Here is an 18402-nt window from a genome sequence, read left to right as displayed (position 1 = left end):
GAAGGGGCGGCCGCTTAGTCGGCCAGCACGAACACGGAACCGCAGTACGGGCACTGCGCTTCGCCGTTGGGCTCGTCTTCGATCGGCAGGTACACGCGCGGATGCGAGTTCCACAGCGCCATTTCCGGGGTCGGGCAGCTCAGCGGCAGATCGCTGCGGTGCACGGTGTAGCGCTTCTCGGCGTTGGCGGGCGCGGTGGCGGTATGGCTCATGGCGGATGTCGATGAACGGGTTGCGAGGCCTGTGATTCTAGCATCCGGGCCGCCTCGACATTGCGCCGCAACAGGCCTTTGCGTGCCGCCGGGCATTTCCTCGCAGCGATGCATGGCAGATCCAAGGCCGGGCACGGGCGGAAATTCTCCCATCGATCCTGCAGGTTCCCCCCGAAAACCTCTCGACCACGATATTTCCCGCATTTGGATCGAACTAAATGGCACTTGTCAGGCCGCTGCGGCTGTTGCAGGATCGGGCCAGGTCGCAGCCCGACCTGCCCAATCCGACCCGATCGCATGGCCCGCCCCCACCGGACCAGCATCGCCTCTTCCACTGCCATCCAGGCGGGCGGAGCGATGCTGCCCGTGGTGTCTGCCGATGCGGGTTCTGCCCGCCGCCTGCCCTCCCGGGAGACCCTTGCATGACCCTGTCCGATCCACGCCGCGCCCTGCTTCCGCTCGCCCTGGCCCTTGCCTGTGCGACCACTGCGATGCCGGTACTGGCACAGGGGCTGCAGACCTCGTTCGAACCGGGCCAGCCGGCTCCGGCACCGGCCACAGGCGCATTGCAGGTCACGATCGGCAACGGCCCCGCGGCGCCCTACGCCGCCAAGCGCAATGCCGGCTACAGCGGCCTGCACGCACTGCGCTACAGCAGCGAAGGCGGCAGCGCGCGGCGCGAGCTGTTCAAGGCGGACATGACCATCGAGGCCGATACCACCCTGTCGTGGCTGGTGCTGCCGGAGATCGTCGGCAAGGACACCGTGGCCTCGACCTATGTATCACTGGACCTGCTGCTGGACGATGGCAGTCGGGTTTCGGCCGGCACTGCACGCGACCAGCACGGCGTAGCCATCGGCGCACGCGCGCAGGGTGACTCGAAGACGCTGTACCCGCAGCAATGGGCACGCAAGGCGGTGCGGCTGGGCGATGTGCCCGCGCTGAAGGGCCGCCGCGTGGTGGCGATCGAACTGGAGGTGGCCAGTGCCGACGGCGCACCGGTCTCCGGCTGGATTGATGACGTGCGCCTGGACACAGTGCCACGTCAGCAGCCAGCGCGCGTCTCCGACTGGGTGCTGACCACCCGCGGCACCCAGGCCAACGGCACCTTCTCGCGCGGCAACAATTTCCCGGCCACGGCGGTGCCGCACGGGTTCAACTTCTGGACCCCGGTCACCGATGCCGGTGCGCTGAACTGGCTGTACCGCTGGAACGAGCAGAACGACGCGCAGAACCGCCCGCAGCTGCAGGCGCTTGCGCTGAGCCATCAGCCCAGCCCGTGGATGGGCGACCGCCAGACCTTCCAGGTGATGCCCTCGGCCAGTCGTGGTGTGCCGGAGGCCGACCGCCGCAAGCGCGCGCTGTCGTTCGACCGCAGCCATGAAAGCGCGCGCCCGTATCGCTACGACGTTCGCTTCGACAACGGCATCGCGGCCGCCATCGCGCCGACCGATCATGCCGCGCTGTTCCGCTTTGATTTCCCCGAAGGCGGCGACGCCAACCTGCTGTTCGACAATGTCGATGCACGCGGTGGCCTGACCCTGGACGCTGCCACGCAGACACTGTCCGGCTACACCGATACGCGCAGCGGGCTGTCCAACGGCGCCAGCCGCATGTACGTGGCAGCCAGCTTCGACAGGCCGTGGCGCAGCAGTGGGCGCCTCAACACCGGCCGACCGACCGGTTACATCAAGTTCGATGCCGGCAGCGACCGGCGGGTGACCATGCGCATCGCCACCTCGCTGATCTCGGTGGAGCAGGCACGGCACAACCTGGCCCTGGAAATCGCCGCAGTCGATACGCTGGAAAGCGTGGCCGGCCGTGCGCAGGATGCATGGGATGCGCGCCTGGCCCGTTTCGACATCGGCGATGCCAGCGACGACCAGAAGACCACGCTGTATTCCAGCCTGTATCGGCTGTTCCTGTACCCCAATTCCGGCCACGAGAACGTGGGCAGCGCCGCCGCACCGGAGTGGCGCTACGCCAACCAGGCCAGCGCCAGCGATGACAACACCGAGGGCAGCGCGACCCGCAGCTATGCCGCCGTGCGCGACGGCAAGGTATTCGTCAACAACGGCTTCTGGGACACCTTCCGCACCACCTGGCCGGCCTATGCGCTGTTCACTCCGGAGGATGCCGGGCAGCTGGTACAGGGCTTCATCGAGCAGTACCGTGCCGGCGGCTGGATCGCGCGCTGGTCGTCGCCGGGCTACGCCGACCTGATGGTCGGCACCAGCTCTGACGTGGCGTTCGCCGATGCCTGGCTGAAGGGCATCGGCGGTTTCGATCCGGCCGAGGCCTATGCCGCCGCGCTGAAGAACGCGACCGTGGTACCACCCGACCGCCATGTCGGCCGCAAGGGCATGGACCGTTCGACCTTCCGGGGCTACGCCAGCGCCGACGTGCATGAGGGCATGTCGTGGACGATGGAAGGCGCACTCAATGACTTCGGCATCGCCAACATGGCCGATGCCCTGGCCAAGCGCGCGACCGCACCTGCCGCACGCGAGCGCTACAGCACCGAGGCCGACTACTTCCGCCACCGCGCCGCCAGCTACGCGACGATGTTCGACCCTGCCGCCGGCTTCTTCCAGGGCCGCAAGGCCGATGGCCGCTGGCGCGTGGACGCCAAGGACTACGACCCGCGCGTGTGGGGCCACGATTACACCGAATCCAACGGCTGGACCTTCGCCTTCACCGCCGCCCATGACGGCGAAGGCCTGGCCGCGCTGTACGGTGGCCGCGAAAAGCTGGCGGCGAAGCTGGATACCTTCTTCGCCACGCCGGAAACCGCGGATCCGGCACTTGCGGGCTCCTACGGCGGCACCATCCACGAGATGACCGAAGCACGCGACGTGCGCATGGGCATGTACGCGCACAGCAACCAGCCTGCGCACCACATCCCGTGGATGTACCTGTATGCCGGGCAGCCGTGGAAGACCCAGCAACACGTGCGCGAGATCCTGTCGCGGCTGTACGTCGGCAGCGAGATCGGCCAGGGCTATCCGGGCGATGAGGACAACGGCGAAACCTCGGCATGGTACGTGCTGGCCTCGCTGGGCCTGTACCCGCTGCGCATGGGCGCCCCGGAGTACGTGATCGGCTCGCCGGCATTCGAGCACGCACGGGTGGAGCTGCAGGGTGGCGCAGTGCTGACCGTGAACGCGGCCAACAACTCGCGCGAGAACGTCTACGTGCAGTCGCTGAAGATCAACGGTACGCCGTGGACGAAGACCTGGGTGCCGCACGACCTGATCGCCAAGGGCGCGACCCTCGACTTCGTGATGGGACCCCGTCCCTCGCGCTGGGGCAGCGGCGTGGACGATGTGCCGCGCTCGTTGACCGCGCGCGGCCAGCGCCCGCAGCTGCTGCACGACCTGCTCGGCAGCGGCGCGAAGGCGACGCTGGCCGATGGCCGTGCCCTGCCCGCACTGGTCGATGACGATGCGAGCACCACCGTGGGCCTGGGCGGCGGCGCAACCATCGCGCTGACCGGACTGAGCGACGGCACGCCGACGATGTACACGCTCTCCAGCGGTGACGGCCGCATCCAGGGCGGTGAGTGGACGCTGGAGGCGCGCAACGGCGGCGGCAGCTGGACCGTGCTCGACCAGCGCAGCGGCGAAGACTTCGCGTCTGCCCGCCAGACCCGTCCGTTCCGCATCGCCAAACCCGGCCGCTACAGCGAATACCGACTGCGCCTGGTCGCACCGGGCCGGATGCCGCTGGCGGAGATCGAGCTGCTGGCGCCGAGCACGGCGCAGTAAGCCGCGTGCACGATGGGCACGGATGCCCGACGTGCCGTGGCAGCTGGCGGCCTCAGCGCGACCGCACGAAACCGGCGTAGAGCGCGAACAGCTGCTGGAAGTACCGCCGGGTCACTCGATTGCGCATGACACTTTCGCCGATGGGGAGATGGTCGGGCCCAGGGTGGGAAGGCCGGTCCGGTCCCTTCCCACGGCCGGGCCGCGTGGGCGTATTGGGCCGCAATGGCGTTGCAGGGAAATGACCGGGCTGCGTAGCGCGTGTGGCACGGACCGGGGTAGAGCCGGCCGCTGGCCGGCTGTCGCGGCGTGTCCGATCCCGGTTGTAGTTGCCCTACGGTAGAGCCGGCCGCTGGCCGGCTGTCGTCGTACCTGGACATCATTGTGGTTGCCGGCCAGCGGCCGGCTCTACCCGTTTCCGCTTCGCGGAAACAGAAACGCGCCCCATGGGGCGCGTTTCTGCAGCTGTCGCTGGAAAGAAGGCTTACGCCTTCTTTTCCGCTTCCAGCTGTTTCCTGATCTGCGCATCGACCGCAGCGATCGCGGTCATGTTCAGGATCCGGCGCGAGGTCGCGCTGGTGGTCAGGATGTGCACCGGCTTGTTCACACCCATCAGGATCGGGCCGATCGCCACGCCGTCGGTGAACACGCGCACCAGGTTGTAGGCGATGTTGGCCGCTTCCAGGTTCGGCAGCACGAACAGGTTGGCGCGGCCCTGCAGGGTCGAGCCCGGCAGCAGCTTCTGGCGCAGCGCTTCATCCCACGCGGTGTCGCCCTGCATTTCGCCATCCACGTTCAGACGCGGGTTGCGCTTGAGCAGCAGCTCGCGCACCTGGCGCATCTTCAGCGCGTCCTTCGAATCATGGCTGCCAAAGTTGGAGTGCGACAGCAGCGCGACCTTCGGCTCGATGCCGAACAGCTTCATGCGGTAGGCCGCCTGCAGGGTCGCTTCGCACAGCTGCTCGGCGGTCGGGTCTTCCTGCACGTGGGTATCGACGAAGAAGAACACGCCCTGCTGGTTGATCACGCCGGTCATCGCCGAGGTCGAGGTGACCTTCGGCTCCAGCGGCAGCACGCTGCGCACGTAGCCCAGCTTCTTGTGGAAGCGGCCGACGATGCCGGTCAGCATCGCATCGGCTTCGCCACGCGCCACCATCACTGCGGCGATCAGGGTCGGGCGCGAACGCATCAGGTTCTTCGCCGCGGCCACGGTCACGCCACGACGGCCGGTCAGGCCGTGGTAGTACTGCCAGTACTCGTTGAAGCGCGGGTCGTCGTTGATGTTGGTGACTTCAACGTTCTCGCCGATCTTCAGGCGCAGGCCGAGGCGCTCGATGCGCGACTCGATCACTTCCGGGCGGCCGATCAGGATCGGGTGCGCCAGGCCGTCGTCGACCACGTTCTGCACTGCCTGCAGCACCACTTCCTCTTCGCCTTCGGCATACACCACGCGCTGCTTGTCGCTGCGCGCGCGGTCGTAGACCGGCTTCATCATCAGGCTGGTGCGGTAGACGAACTGGGCCAGCTTGTCGCGGTAGGCGCCCATGTCGTCGATCGGGCGCGAGGCCACGCCCGAGTCCATCGCGGCCTGGGCCACGGCGGCCGACAGCTCCACCAGCAGGCGGCGGTCGAACGGGCGCGGGATCAGGTATTCACGGCCGAAGCTCGGGGTCTCGCCACCGTAGGCCGAGCCCATGTCGGTGGCCGCACGGCGTGCCAGCGCGGCGATGGCACGCACGCAGGCGATCTTCATTTCCTCGTTGATCGCGGTGGCACCCACGTCCAGCGCACCGCGGAACAGGTACGGGAAGCACAGCACGTTGTTGACCTGGTTCGGGTAATCCGAACGGCCGGTGCCGATGATCGCGTCCGGACGGGCGGCGCGTGCCAGTTCCGGCATGATTTCCGGGGTCGGGTTGGCCAGCGCGAAGATCACCGGATCCGGCGCCATGGTCTTGACCATGTCGGCAGTCAGGATGCCCGGCGCCGACAGGCCCAGGAAGATGTCCGCGCCGTCGACGATCTCGGCCAGGGTGCGCTTGTCGGTGTCGCGCGCATAGCGCTGCTTTTCCGGGTCCAGGTCGGTACGACCGGTGTGGATCACGCCCTCGCGGTCGAAGGCCAGGATGTTCTCCGGCTTCAGGCCCAGCTGCACCAGCATGTTCACGCAGGAAATGCCGGCTGCGCCCATGCCCGTGGTCGCCAGCTTCACGTCCTCGATCTTCTTGCCGGTGATCGCCATGGCGTTGAGCACCGCTGCGCCGACGATGATCGCCGTGCCGTGCTGGTCGTCATGGAACACCGGGATCTTCATGCGCTCGCGCAGCTTGCGCTCGACCACGAAGCATTCCGGCGCCTTGATGTCTTCCAGATTGATGCCGCCGAAGGTCGGCTCCAGCGAGGCGATGATGTCGACCAGCTTGTCCGGGTCGGTTTCGTCCACTTCGATGTCGAACACATCGATGCCGGCGAACTTCTGGAACAGCACGCCCTTGCCTTCCATCACCGGCTTGCCGGCCAGTGCGCCGATGTTGCCCAGGCCCAGCACCGCGGTGCCGTTGGAGATCACCGCCACCAGGTTGCCGCGGGCGGTCAGCTCGCTGGCCTGCTGCGGGTCGGCCTTGATCGCTTCACAGGCGTACGCCACGCCCGGCGAATACGCCAGCGACAGGTCGCGCTGGGTCAGCATGGGCTTGGTAGCGGAAACCTTGATCTTTCCCGGCGGGGACATCCGGTGGTAATCGAGGGCGGCCTGTTTGAAATCTTCGTTGGACATCGATGTGGGTTACATGAATGGGCAGAAGGGACAGGGGATGATACCCCCGTTGGAGCGTCTGGACCTGTCGCTATCCTGTCGCAAGCATGCTGCGACCGCACAATTCCGTGCCGTATGCGACGGTACCGCGAGACCAGCTTCGGCGCTCCGCATGACAGCCATGGGTCGCCTTGAAACGCCGCGGGGCCGTACCACTGTCGTGATCGGCCCCGCGGTACCACACACCTGGATCAGCCCTTGGCCGGCAGCGCCTCGGGCAGCGCATCGACCGGCGGCGGCAGTTCGCTCTCGCGGCCATCCAGCGCCAGCTGCAGGCGGTTGCGGTCCAGTGCGCCTTCCCAGCGCGAGACCACCACGGTAGCGACCGCATTGCCGATGAAGTTGGTCAACGAGCGGCATTCGCTCATGAAGCGGTCCACGCCCAGGATCAGCGCCATGCCGGCCACCGGCACTTCCGGCACCACGGCCAGGGTGGCGGCCAGGGTGATGAAGCCGGCGCCGGTGACGCCGGCCGCGCCCTTGGAGCTGAGCATGGCAACCAGCAGCAGGGCGATCTGGTGGCCCAGGGTCAGTTCGGTGTTGGTGGCCTGGGCGATGAACAGCGCGGCCAGCGTCATGTAGATGTTGGTGCCGTCCAGGTTGAACGAGTAGCCGGTCGGAACCACCAGGCCCACCACCGACTTGCTGCAGCCGGCACGTTCCATCTTCTCCATCAGCGACGGCAGCGCCGACTCCGACGACGACGTGCCCAGCACCAGCAGCAGTTCGGCCTTCAGGTAGCGTGCCAGCTTGAACACCGAGAACCCGCACAGGCGGCAGACCACACCCAGGATCACCGCCACGAACAGGAACGCGGTGAGGTAGAACGAGCCCACCAGCCAGGCCAGGTTGACCAGCGAACCGACGCCATACTTGCCGATGGTGAAGGCGATCGCGCCGAAGGCACCAATCGGGGCAGCCTTCATCAGGATGTGCACCAGCTTGAACACCGGGGCGACCAGCGCCTCCAGGAAATTCAGGATCGGCTTGCCCTTCTCACCCACCGATGCCAGCGCGATGCCGAACAGCACCGCGATGAACAGCACCTGCAGGATGTTGCCGTCGACGAAGGCGCTCACCAGCGTCTTCGGAATGATGTCCATCAGGAAGCCGACCAGGGTCAGGTCGTGCGACTTCTCGACGTAGCTGTGCACCGCTGTCTGGTCCAGCTCTGCCGGGTTGATGTTCATGCCGGCGCCGGGCTGCACCACGTGCGCCACGACCATGCCGACGATCAGAGCCAGCGTGGAGAAGAACAGGAAGTATGCCATCGCCTTGGCGAACACGCGGCCCACCGTGCGCAGGTGGGTCATGCTGGCGATACCGGTGACGATGGTCAGGAAGATCACCGGCGCGATGATCATCTTCACCAGGTTGATGAAGGCATCGCCGAGCGGTTTCATCTTCTCGCCAACCAGCGGCTCGTAGTGGCCGAGGATGGCGCCCAGGACGATCGCCACGATCACCTGGAAGTACAGCTGGCGATAGATCGGCAACGGCTTTGCAGGCGCCGGGGCTGCGGTCGGGATGTGCATGGCGTACTCCGGAAGGGGCGTTTTCAGGCACGTACGGCCCCGGGACAGCGCGGGAACCGTTACCGTGGAAACTGCTCGCAGGCCCTGTGCAGCACGCGCAGGGGGTGCGACCAATGGACGCCTTTGTACGCGCCGGGCACGCCGGCGCAGATAACCTATTGGTACTAGCCCCCCGGTTCAGGTGGCCACGGTGCCTACACTGGCGCCGCACCGCCCGATCCTGGGGAGGCCGGTGGCCCGAGCTGAACGGCCGGGCGCGTCTATGCGAAAGTTCCGGCCCTTGCGGCCGTTGTTGTCCTGTCCACACGCAATCTGAGAGAGCCGCACCCAACATGCGCCCGATTCCCACCTTGCTGGCCCTGTCGCTGGCCGCCCTTCCCGCCTTCGCCTCGGCTGCCGATTTCGACAACTGGCCGACCAAGTACACCTTCGGCGATGGCACCGAGCTGGCGGCCACCGCCAACATCGCCTACGACTACAACGACTTCTCTTCGGCCAGTGGCCTCGAGGACGACGATGCCGTGCGCCGCAAGGAATTCGGCGCGACGCTGAAGAAGAAGGGCGTCTACGATGCAATGGTCTACTACGACTTCCAGGCTGACACCTGGCTGGACGTATTCGTGCGCTTCGAGAGCAAGGCGTTCTTCGGCCGCGACGTCGGCCGTTTCCGCTTCGGCTACATGAAGACCCCGGTCGGCCTGGATGCGAATACCTCTTCGCGTGCCGGCAGCTTCCTTGAAACCTCCTTGCCGGTGCAGGCCTTCTACGAGGGCCGCCGTACCGGTGTGGAATGGGTGCTGGAGCGTCCGCAGTACCTGCTGCAGGCAGGCGCCTATGGCGGCAAGGACCTGCAGGGCGACAACCCCGGCACCACCCAGGCTGTGCGTGCGGTATGGACGCCGGTGAAGGCGCCGGGTGATGTGATCCACCTGGGCCTGGCCTACTCGCAGGAAAACCCGCGTGGCTACAGTGATGGCCGCGACGTGCACCACGAGGCCAGCGCCCGCCTGCGCGCGCGCCCGGAAGCCGGCCTGACCGACATCCGCTACGTCGATTCCGGCGCGCTGGTCACTGCCGACCAGATCCGTCGCACCGGTCTGGAAGGCATCTGGATCCGCGGCCCGTTCTCGCTGCAGGCCGAAGCGCTGCGCGCCACGGTCACCCGCCATGACGGCAAGCCCGACTACACCGGCAGCGGCCAGTACGCGATGGCCAGCTGGGTACTGACCGGCGAATCGCGCCCGTACAACGCCGGCGCGGTGGCCAACATCAAGCCGGCGCACAACTACGGTGCGGTGGAACTGGTGGCCCGCTACAGCCGCCTGGATCTCGATGACGGCGACATCCTCGGTGGCCGCCAGCATGACCTCACCCTGGGTGCGAACTGGTACCTGACCAGCCACTTCAAGTTCCAGGCCAACTACGTGAAGGTCGACGCCAGCCGTCGTGGCGTGCACAGCACGCCGGAGATCTTCGAGCTGCGCGCGCAGATGCACTTCTGACCCCTTCCACGTCAGACCCCGGCGGGCGTGCACGCCACGCCCGCCGGCCCTGCGTAGACTGCCGCCATGTACTGGCTCAGCCGACATCGGATGCTGTTGCTGACCCTGCTGGTGATGGTCGGCGGTACCGCGCTGTGCGCGGTCGCGGCAGGCCACTACGCCTGGCGCCGCGCGCTCGGCGAGGAAAGCAGCCAGGTGCAGCGCCAGCTGCAGCTGTACGGCCAGGGCCTGCAGCAGCGCATCGACCGCTTCGGTACGTTGCCGCAGGTGCTGGCGCTTGACCCGGACCTTCTGCACGCACTGCGCGTGCCGCCCTCCCCTGTTGAACGGCAGCGGCTGAACCTCAAGCTGCAACGCGCCAACGAAGTCACCCGCACTTCCACCCTGACCCTGGTCGGTCACGATGGCGTGGCGGTGGCGGCGAGCAACTGGAACCAGCCGACCACCAATGTCGGCGAGAACTACAGCTATCGCCCCTATTACCGCCAGGCGCTGGCGCAGGGCCGCGGCCGCTTCTACGGCATCGGCATGACCACCGGCGTTCCCGGTTACTACCTGTCGCAGGCCATCGAGGAAGACGGCAAGCGGCTCGGCGTGGTGGTGATCAAGGTCGAGCTGTCGGCACTGGAGCAGGAGTGGCTGAGCAGCCCGGATGTGGTGCTCGCCAGTGACGACCACGATGTGGTGTTCCTGGCCAACCGTGACAGCTGGCGCTACCGCCTGCTGCGCCCACTGGGCGCCGATGAGCGCCGCGAAATGCTGGACGCCCGCCAGTACGCCGACCGCACCCTGCAGCCACTGCGCGCACGCACCGAGGATGTACTGGCCGACGGCGGCCGCATGGTACGCCTGCTGGATCCGGCGTTGCCGCAGCCGATGCTGTGGCAGAGTCTGCCGCTGCCCGCTGAGGGCTGGAACCTGCACCTGCTGCACGACGCCAGTGCGGCCACCACTGCCGGCCGTGCGGCCGCACTTACCGGCGGTGCCGCGTGGCTGGCGCTGGGCTTCCTGGTGCTGTTCGTACAGCAGCGCCGGCGCCTGGCCAAGCATCGCCTGCGCAGCCGCCGCGAGCTGGAAACCCTGCTCAAGCAGCATGCACAGGAACTGCGCACCGCGCAGGATGGCCTGCTGCAGGCCGCTACCGATGCCGACAGCGGCCTCAGCCGCAGCCTCGAACACCTGCCGCAGGGCGTGGTGGTGATCGACCGCGAGCTGCGTCTGGTCGCGTGGAACTCGCGCTACCTGGAGCTGTTCCGCTTCCCGGTGGACCTGGTACGCGTGGGCCGGCCGATCGAAGAACTGTTCCGCTTCAACGCACGCCGTGGCCTGCTCGGTCCCGGCCCGGTGGACGAGGCCATCGAGCGCCGCCTGAACCACCTGCGCAGCGGCCGCCCGCACATGCGCGAGAGCGAGAAGGACGACGGTACGGTGCTGGAAATCCGCGGCAATCCCCTGCCCGATGGCGGCTTCGTCACCAGCTACGCCGACATCACCAGCTACAAGAACGCCGCGCGCGAACTGCGCTCGCTGGCCGATGCACTGGAACACCGCATCGCCGAGCGCACCCACGATCTGGATGAAGCACGCCGCGAAGCCGAACAGGCCAACCGCTACAAGACCCGTTTCGTCGCCTCGGCGGTGCACGACCTGCTGCAACCGCTCAATGCCGCGCGCATGTTCGTCTCGGTGTTGCGCGGCAAGCTGAGCGACCCGGCGCAGCAGCAGACCAGCGATCACATCGACGCTGCACTGGCCGCGCAGGATGCGATCCTCAATAGCCTGCTGGACATAGCGCGGCTGGAATCGGGCAGCCTTCCCACCCGCGTGCAGGCGTTCCGGCTGGGGCCGCTGCTGCAGACGCTGGCGCGCGAGTTCGGCATCGCCGCGCACTCACGCGGCCTGGTGGTCGACTGGGTTGATACCAATGCCGTAGTGGTCAGCGATGAAGCGCTGCTGCGCCGAATCCTGCAGAATTTCCTGTCCAATGCACTGCGCTACAGCGAGCGCGGCCGCGTGCTGCTCGGCTGCCGTCGCCGCGAAGGCATGCTGTGGATCGAAGTGCACGACCAGGGTCCCGGCATTCCCGATGCGCTGCAGGGCGAAATCTTCGAGGAATTCCGCCGCCTGCACGACGGCCAGCAGCGCGGTGCCGGCCTCGGCCTGGCGATCGTCGACCGTATCGGTCGCCTGCTCGGCCACCCGATCCGGCTGCGCTCGCAGCTTGGCCAGGGCAGCGTGTTCGCGGTGGGTGTGCCGATCGGCGACGCCAGCGCGATTCCCGCCACGGCACCCGCGCCCGTGCTGGTGCAGGAACCGGCGGCGGACAATCCGCTGCGTGGGCGCCGGGTGTGGGTGATCGACGACGATCCGCACGTCTGCGCAGCCAGCCGCGCGTTGCTGGAGCGCTGGGGCTGCGAGGTGGTGCTGGCTGACGGCCCGCAGGCAGCGCTGCAGTTGGCCACGACGGCAACCGTGCCGGAGCTGGTGCTGCTGGATGTGCGCATGGGTGACCACCATGGCCCGGTGCTGTACGAGACATTGGCAGAGCTGTGGCAGGCCCGTCCGCCGGTGGTGCTGGTCACTGCCGAGCGCGATGCGGGATTGCGTGAGATGGCCGCCGAACGTGGCTGGGGAATGATGGCCAAGCCGGTGAAGCCGCCGGCGCTGCGGGCGCTGATGAGTCAGTTGCTGGTGCGGCATCGCGGGTGATTCCAGCCAACGGCGCAGCCCCTCGTGGGTGGGGTTGTTTGGTGCGCTGAAAGCAAAAGCTGCGAGTGGGTCGGTCGGGTTGGGTGCGCGGGGGACGCCGTGAATCCGTCCCTGGAGGCTTGTCAGCCGCATCCATGCGGCTGACACCCCCGCGAACCCAACCCGACCGGCCTCTGACAGATTTCGGTGGCCTGCCACCCACGGAGAAGAAAAAGAAGATCAAAAGCGGATCGCGCGCTGCGCTTGCTCGTGTAAAGCCGAGCCCATGCTCGGCTTCGCGGACCGGCCGCAAAGCAGCCGAGCGTGGGCTCGGCTCTACAAAAGGCAGCCTGCCAGGCTGCCTTTGCTTTTGATCTTCTTTTCTCTTCCGTGGATGGATGCGCACGGAACCTGTCCGTGGCCGGGCAGGTGGGCTGCGCAGGGGCATGAGCCGCATGGGCCCGAGGCATGCCTCGGGCGGGTTGGGCAGGACGCCCAACCCCGGTCTTGCCGTGTGCGCAGGACTGCGCACACGAGCAAGCGGCGACCGAGCTTACATGGACGTACTTGCAGCGGCCCCTGCGCAGTCCACCTGCCCGGCCTCACTCATGAACTACTCTACGTGTCCACCCACGAGGGGCTTCGCCGTTGGTTGGAAACTACAACCCGATACCAGCGTCGCCCTCGGGCTCCAGCGCCTTCACCAGCACTGCCGCCTGCGTTCGGCTATGGCACTCGAGTTTCTTCAGGATCGCGGTGACGTGCACCTTCACCGTGTTCTCCGCCAGCCCCAGCGTATAGGCGATCTGCTTGTTGAGCAGGCCATCGGCCAGGCACAGCAGCACGCGGAACTGTTGCGGGGTCAGCTGGGCCAGGCGGCTGGCCAGCAGTGCGTCGGCCTCCGAACGCTCGGCGGCCATCGCCGGGAACCACAGGCCACCATCCAGCACCGCCTGCAGGGCCTCGCCGATGGTCTCGGCCGGCGCCGACTTCGGGATGAAACCGGCTGCGCCAAACTGCTGCGCGCGGCGGATCACCCGCGGATGGTCGTTGGACGAGAGGATCACCACCGGGATGTCCGGATGCGAGCCGCGCACGTGCAGCAGCGCGGAGAAACCGTGAGCGCCGGGCATGGTCAGGTCGAGCAGCACCAGGTCCACATCCGGGTGCGCGTCGAGGGCTTCGGCCAAGGCTTCGGCGCTGGCCACCTCACGCACCTGTGCCAGCGGCAGGCTCTGCCGCAATGACTGCACCACCGCCGAACGCAGCAGCGGATGGTCATCGGCGATCAGGATGGTGTATTCGCTCATGCCGCCATTGTACGGGCAGGCCGCCGCGTCAGCGCCCTGCCGGCTCCACGCTGCTGCGCCAGGCATCGAGGAACTGGCGGCGCTTGAGCGCGTCCAGGTACACCAGCAGGCCCGGGCCGAGCTGGATCGGACGGCGGCTGCGGCCGGGCGCATCGTCGCCACGTGCGTTGCCGGTCACGATCGGCATCAGACGCGCTTCGCGCGACAGCACCTGCTGGCCTCGCGGCGACAGCAGGTAGTCGAGGAAACGCCGTGCCTCCTCCGGATGCGGGCCGGTACGCGGAATCACCGCGGTACGCAGCACCACCAGCGTGTAATCCTCGGGTTCGACGATGGCCAGCGGCGCGCCGGCATCGACACGTGCCTGCGCATAGGAGCCAAGTACGTTGTAGACCAGCGACAGCTGGCCACTGGCCAGCTGGTCCAGCAGCACGCCAGTGCGCTCCTCACGCACCACGTCGTTGTCGCCGAGCGCGCCCAGCAATGCGCCGGCGATGCTGCCACGCTGCGCATCCTGGGTCGCCAGCAGGTAGCCGACACTGCTGCGCTCGATGTCATAGGTGCCGACCTTTCCGCGTAGCGGTGCGCCCTCCGCACGCAGCCGGTCCAGCAGCTGGCGGCGCGTGTGCGGCACCTTCGCCGACGGCAGTGCGCGGGTGTTGTAGACCATCACCACCGGCTCATAGCTGATGCCGAATGCCTCGTTGCGCCACTGCGCCCAAGCCGGCAGCGCGGCGGTCTGTGCCGAACGGTGTGGCAGCGCATGGCCATCGTTGACCAGCTTGGTCTGCAGGTCCATGCCACTGGAGATCAGCAGGTCCGGCGATGCCGGCCCGCCGCGGTCGTGCAGGTACCGCGCGTACAGGTCCTGGGTGATGATGTCCTCGTACACCACTTCGGTGCCCGGGTGCAGGCGCTGGTAGTCGGCGATGACCACCGCGAACACTTCGATGTCGGTGGTGCCGTGGATGCGCAGCTGTGCCATGGCGGCTCCCTGCGCAGGGAAACGGCGCACATCGCCCGGTGCGGCCAGCACCGGCAGGGCCAACAGCAGGGCAACGGCGGTGGCGAACAGGCGGATCATGAACTGCTCCGGGGCAGGCGGATGGTAGCGATCAAACCACCCTGCGGACGGTTGCTGAGATCGATGCGGCCGCCATGGCTGTCGACCACGCGCTTGACGATGGCAAGGCCAAGCCCGGCGCCGCCGGACGGCGCGCCCTCGCCACGGGCGAAGCGCTCGAACACGCGTTCGGCATCGCCAGGCGCGATGCCCGCACCGTGATCGGCGATGGTCAGCACCGCCTGCCCACCTTCCACGGTCAAGGCAATCTGCAACGGGCCATCACCACCGTACTTCAATGCGTTGTCGACCAGGTTCTTGATCGCCTCGCGCAGCAGCAGCGCATCGCCATGCACCTGTACCGGCTCGGCGGTCATCGCCAGCTGCACGCGCGGCGCAGGGCCGGCCTGCGGCAGCGCTTCATGCAGGGCCTGGTGCACGGTCTCGGCCAGATCCACTGCAGCAAAGCGCTGCAGGTGCGAACGATGGATCACGCTGGCATCGCTGAGCAGCTGGTTGAGCAGGCGGCTCATGTGGGTGGCGTTGCGTTCGATCGCCTGCAGGCTGCGCCGCATGTCCTCCGGGTCATCATCGTCCAGCGCCAGCTGTGCCTGCGCACGCAATGCCGCCAGCGGCGTGCGCATCTGGTGCGCGGCCTCGGCCATGAACGCGCGCAGCGTCTCGTTGCTGCTGGACAACCGCTCCATGAAGCGGTTCAGCGCGGCCACCATCTGGTCCATCTCGCGCGGCACGCGGGCGTCGAGCGGCTTCAGGTCGGACGGTTCCCGTCGCGACAGCTCGCGCTCCACCCGCACCAGCGGACGGAATGCGCGATGCACGCCGAAGGCCACCAGCGCCAGCAGCAGGCCGGACAACACGCCGATCGCCAACAGCGCGCGATTGACCATGTCCTGCGCGACGGCTTCCCGCGCACGCCGGGTCTGGCCCACCTGGACCTGCACCTCGCCCTGCGCCGACGCGGCGGCAAAACTGCGGCCGACCACCACGAAGCGCACGGTCTCGTCGCTGTAGGGGGCATCGAACAGCTGCGGTTGCGTACCGGGCCGTCGCGGCGGCGCGGGCAGATCGCCGTAGCCGGTAATCAGGTTGCCGCGGCTGTCGGCCACCCGATAGAACACGCGATCTTCCGGCGCCATCGCCAGCAGGTCCAGCGCTGCATAAGGCAGATCCACCTGCCACTGGCCATCAACCAGCGCCACCGAATCGGCGATGGACAGCGCCGAAGAGACCAACAGGTGATCGTAGGAACGATTGGCGGCGCGCTGGCCGTAGTCACGTGCAGCAAACAGCAGGGCCACTGCGAACACCGCCAGCAGTGCCCCGAGATAGAGCAACAGCGTGCGCCGCAGCGAGCCCGGTGCGGCGTTCGCAGCGCGGGCGTCAGCCATCGGCATCGGTGTTGCCGTCACTGGCTTCCAGCAGGTAGCCGACGCCGCGCACCGTGGTGATGCGCAGCGGCGCGGCGGCCAGCTTCTTTCTCAGACGCCCCACATACAGTTCGATGGCATTCGGACCGGCCTCATCATCGAAGCCGAACAGCCCGTTGCCGATCTCATCCTTGCCGACCACCTGGCCGAGACGACCGACCAGGATCTCCAGCAGCCGGTACTCGCGGTTCGGCAGTTCGATCGGTTCGCCGTCGAGGCTGACCCGGTGCGCGGCATTGTCGAACTGGAAGCCGCCGATCTGCACCACTTCGCTGGCCTGGCCGCGCGCGCGTCGCAGCAGCACGCGGCAGCGCGCTTCGAACTCGCGGAAATCGAACGGCTTGCCCAGGTAGTCGTCGGCACCCACGTCCAGCGCCTGCACGCGATCTTCGATGCCATCACGCGCGGTCAGCATCAGAACCGGTGTGCTGTCACCGCGCTCGCGCATGCCGGCCAGCACGCGCAGGCCATCAAGCTTGGGCAACCCGATATCCAGCACCACCAGGTCGAAGCTCTGGTAGCGCAGCACGCTGGCGGCGGCCAGGCCATCGGCCTGCCAGTCCACGGCGTGGCCGCTGCGACGCATGCGACGGATGATCGCATCGGCCAGATCCGGGTTGTCTTCGACCAGCAGCAGGCGCATGGGCACACGGGTGGGAGGGGAAACGAATGCTACCGCATGCCGCCGCCGCGCTTGCCGGGCGTGGCCCAGTGAGCGCAGCGGCCGGTTTTACGCTGCACCGCACAAACCGTTGACAGGACGATGACAGCTTGCCCGACCCAGACTGCGGCCGCGCACCGTCCGGTGCCCACGATTGCCGCGCGCCTGGCGCGCACCTGGGAGGGTTTGTGGAATTCACGTTTGCCTGGCGGCGTCCTGCCGCCATGATGGCTCTGGCTGCCCTGTCGGCGCCGGCCTTCGCCGCCGAAGACGACCGCCCGGTCACCGCCACCCTCGGTGGCCGCCTGCACCTGGACTTCGCCACCTTCGACAACGACAACCGCGGTACGCCGAACAAGGACGACACCGAGATCCGTCGCGCCTGGCTGGACGTGTCCGGCAAGTTCTTCGTGGTCGACTACAAGCTGGAAGCTGACTTCTCCGGCGACCGCGTCGAGGCCAAGGACGTGTACCTGGCACGCAGCTTCGGCAAGGCCGGCAAGCTGACCGTGGGCCAGTTCAAGCAGTACTTCTCGCTGGATGACCGCACCAGCTCCAACTACGGCAGCTTCCTGGAGCGCGGCAACGCCGGCACCACGCTGGCGCCGCTGTACCGCCTGGGTGCGTCGTGGCAGGCCAACCCCGGTGACTTCACCTGGGCGGCCAGCATCTACAGCCTGGAAAGCATCGACGCCTGGCAGGTGAAGGGCCGCGCCGCGGGTGGCCGCGTCACCTGGGCACCTTCGCCCAGCGAGGGCGACGTGCTGCACCTGGGCCTGTCGCTGGCCCGCGAGGCCTACGACAACCCCGGCGCCAACGGCACCCCGGGCCTGAGCATCCGCCCTCGCCCGGCCGGCCATCTGTCCGATGAAAGCCGCCTGACCCTGGTCAACTTCTCCGCCGGCCGCGATACCGACGTCAACAAGTGGTCGCTGGAATACGCGCAGGTGCGCGGCCCGCTGTCGTGGCAGGGCGAATTCAGTGGCGCCACCTTCGACGACGGCGCGCAGCGCGGTGACGTGATGGCCGCCTACGGCATGCTCAGCTGGTTCGTCACCGGCGAAAGCCGCGCCTACGACCGCAAGACCGGCCGCTTCGCGCGGGTGAAGGATATCCGCCACAAGGCCGGTGCCTTCGAAGTGGCGCTGCGCTACGACCAGATGTGGGGCGCACAGCACCTCGACGGTGCACCCGACCTGCGCCGCGGCAGCACCGAAGCGTGGACGCTGGGTGGCAACTGGTACCTGCGCGACAACCTGCGCTTCATGCTCAACGTGATCGAAAGCCGCAACCGCGACCGCCTGGCCGGGGTCACGGTGGACCGCACGCGCGCGGTCACCGGCCGCCTGCAGTACGACTTCTAAGCCCGGCATCCCGGGCACGCCGCCCGGGCCTTTTCCACTC

At 67.6% G+C, this 18402-nt stretch carries 11 protein-coding genes; 4 read left to right on the top strand and 7 right to left on the bottom strand.

Annotation, left to right across the window (positions count from 1 at the left end):
- Nucleotides 1-14: 14 nt before the first annotated feature.
- The gene (locus tag N5D91_RS14315) at nucleotides 15-212 is read right to left on the bottom strand and encodes a zinc-finger domain-containing protein (protein ID WP_005410967.1); all 198 of its coding nucleotides are present in this window, start codon (nucleotides 210-212) and stop codon (nucleotides 15-17) included.
- 422 nt (nucleotides 213-634) lie between these two features.
- Between N5D91_RS14315 and N5D91_RS14310 the strand changes: the two genes are divergently transcribed.
- A complete protein-coding gene (locus N5D91_RS14310; protein ID WP_180854348.1) occupies nucleotides 635-3979 on the top strand; it encodes a GH92 family glycosyl hydrolase in 3345 nt (1114 codons plus the stop codon).
- Between the two features lie 481 nt (nucleotides 3980-4460).
- Here N5D91_RS14310 and N5D91_RS14305 read toward each other — a convergent pair whose 3' ends face one another.
- Both N5D91_RS14305 and N5D91_RS14300 read right to left on the bottom strand, forming a co-directional pair.
- Nucleotides 4461-6752 carry an NADP-dependent malic enzyme gene (locus tag N5D91_RS14305; RefSeq protein WP_032959490.1) on the bottom strand — a complete coding sequence of 764 codons (2292 nt, stop codon included), beginning with the start codon at nucleotides 6750-6752 and terminating at the stop codon, nucleotides 4461-4463.
- A 230-nt stretch (nucleotides 6753-6982) separates the two neighbouring features.
- Complete coding sequence (locus N5D91_RS14300; RefSeq protein WP_110713592.1) at nucleotides 6983-8326, bottom strand: dicarboxylate/amino acid:cation symporter; 1344 nt, start codon at nucleotides 8324-8326, stop codon at nucleotides 6983-6985.
- Between the two features lie 332 nt (nucleotides 8327-8658).
- Between N5D91_RS14300 and N5D91_RS14295 the strand changes: the two genes are divergently transcribed.
- Complete coding sequence (locus N5D91_RS14295; protein WP_180847767.1) at nucleotides 8659-9828, top strand: porin; 1170 nt, start codon at nucleotides 8659-8661, stop codon at nucleotides 9826-9828.
- A 66-nt stretch (nucleotides 9829-9894) separates the two neighbouring features.
- Nucleotides 9895-12537 carry a PAS-domain containing protein gene (locus N5D91_RS14290; RefSeq protein WP_180854349.1) on the top strand — a complete coding sequence of 881 codons (2643 nt, stop codon included), beginning with the start codon at nucleotides 9895-9897 and terminating at the stop codon, nucleotides 12535-12537.
- A 638-nt stretch (nucleotides 12538-13175) separates the two neighbouring features.
- Here the strand turns inward: N5D91_RS14290 and N5D91_RS14285 are convergent.
- The 4 genes from N5D91_RS14285 to N5D91_RS14270 are packed head-to-tail and all read right to left on the bottom strand — an operon-like array spanning nucleotide 13176 to nucleotide 16980.
- Complete coding sequence (locus N5D91_RS14285; RefSeq protein ID WP_049421862.1) at nucleotides 13176-13826, bottom strand: response regulator transcription factor; 651 nt, start codon at nucleotides 13824-13826, stop codon at nucleotides 13176-13178.
- A 28-nt stretch (nucleotides 13827-13854) separates the two neighbouring features.
- A complete protein-coding gene (locus tag N5D91_RS14280) occupies nucleotides 13855-14910 on the bottom strand; it encodes an ABC transporter substrate-binding protein (protein ID WP_110713599.1) in 1056 nt (351 codons plus the stop codon).
- Nucleotides 14907-16298, bottom strand: a complete 1392-nt coding sequence (locus N5D91_RS14275) for a sensor histidine kinase (protein ID WP_164162877.1) — start codon at nucleotides 16296-16298, stop codon at nucleotides 14907-14909. Before N5D91_RS14275 ends, N5D91_RS14280 begins: the two co-directional genes overlap by 4 nt.
- Entirely contained in the window at nucleotides 16291-16980 is a 690-nt protein-coding gene (locus N5D91_RS14270) for a response regulator transcription factor (RefSeq protein ID WP_110713600.1), read from the bottom strand. Before N5D91_RS14270 ends, N5D91_RS14275 begins: the two co-directional genes overlap by 8 nt.
- A 242-nt stretch (nucleotides 16981-17222) precedes the next feature.
- Between N5D91_RS14270 and N5D91_RS14265 the strand changes: the two genes are divergently transcribed.
- A complete protein-coding gene (locus N5D91_RS14265; RefSeq protein WP_153854486.1) occupies nucleotides 17223-18362 on the top strand; it encodes a porin in 1140 nt (379 codons plus the stop codon).
- The last annotated feature ends 40 nt before the right edge of the window (nucleotides 18363-18402 follow it).

Source organism: Stenotrophomonas sp. GD03794 (genome assembly GCF_029842145.1).
GTDB classification, from domain to species: domain Bacteria; phylum Pseudomonadota; class Gammaproteobacteria; order Xanthomonadales; family Xanthomonadaceae; genus Stenotrophomonas; species Stenotrophomonas riyadhensis.
This window is presented reverse-complemented; position numbering and strand designations above follow the sequence as displayed.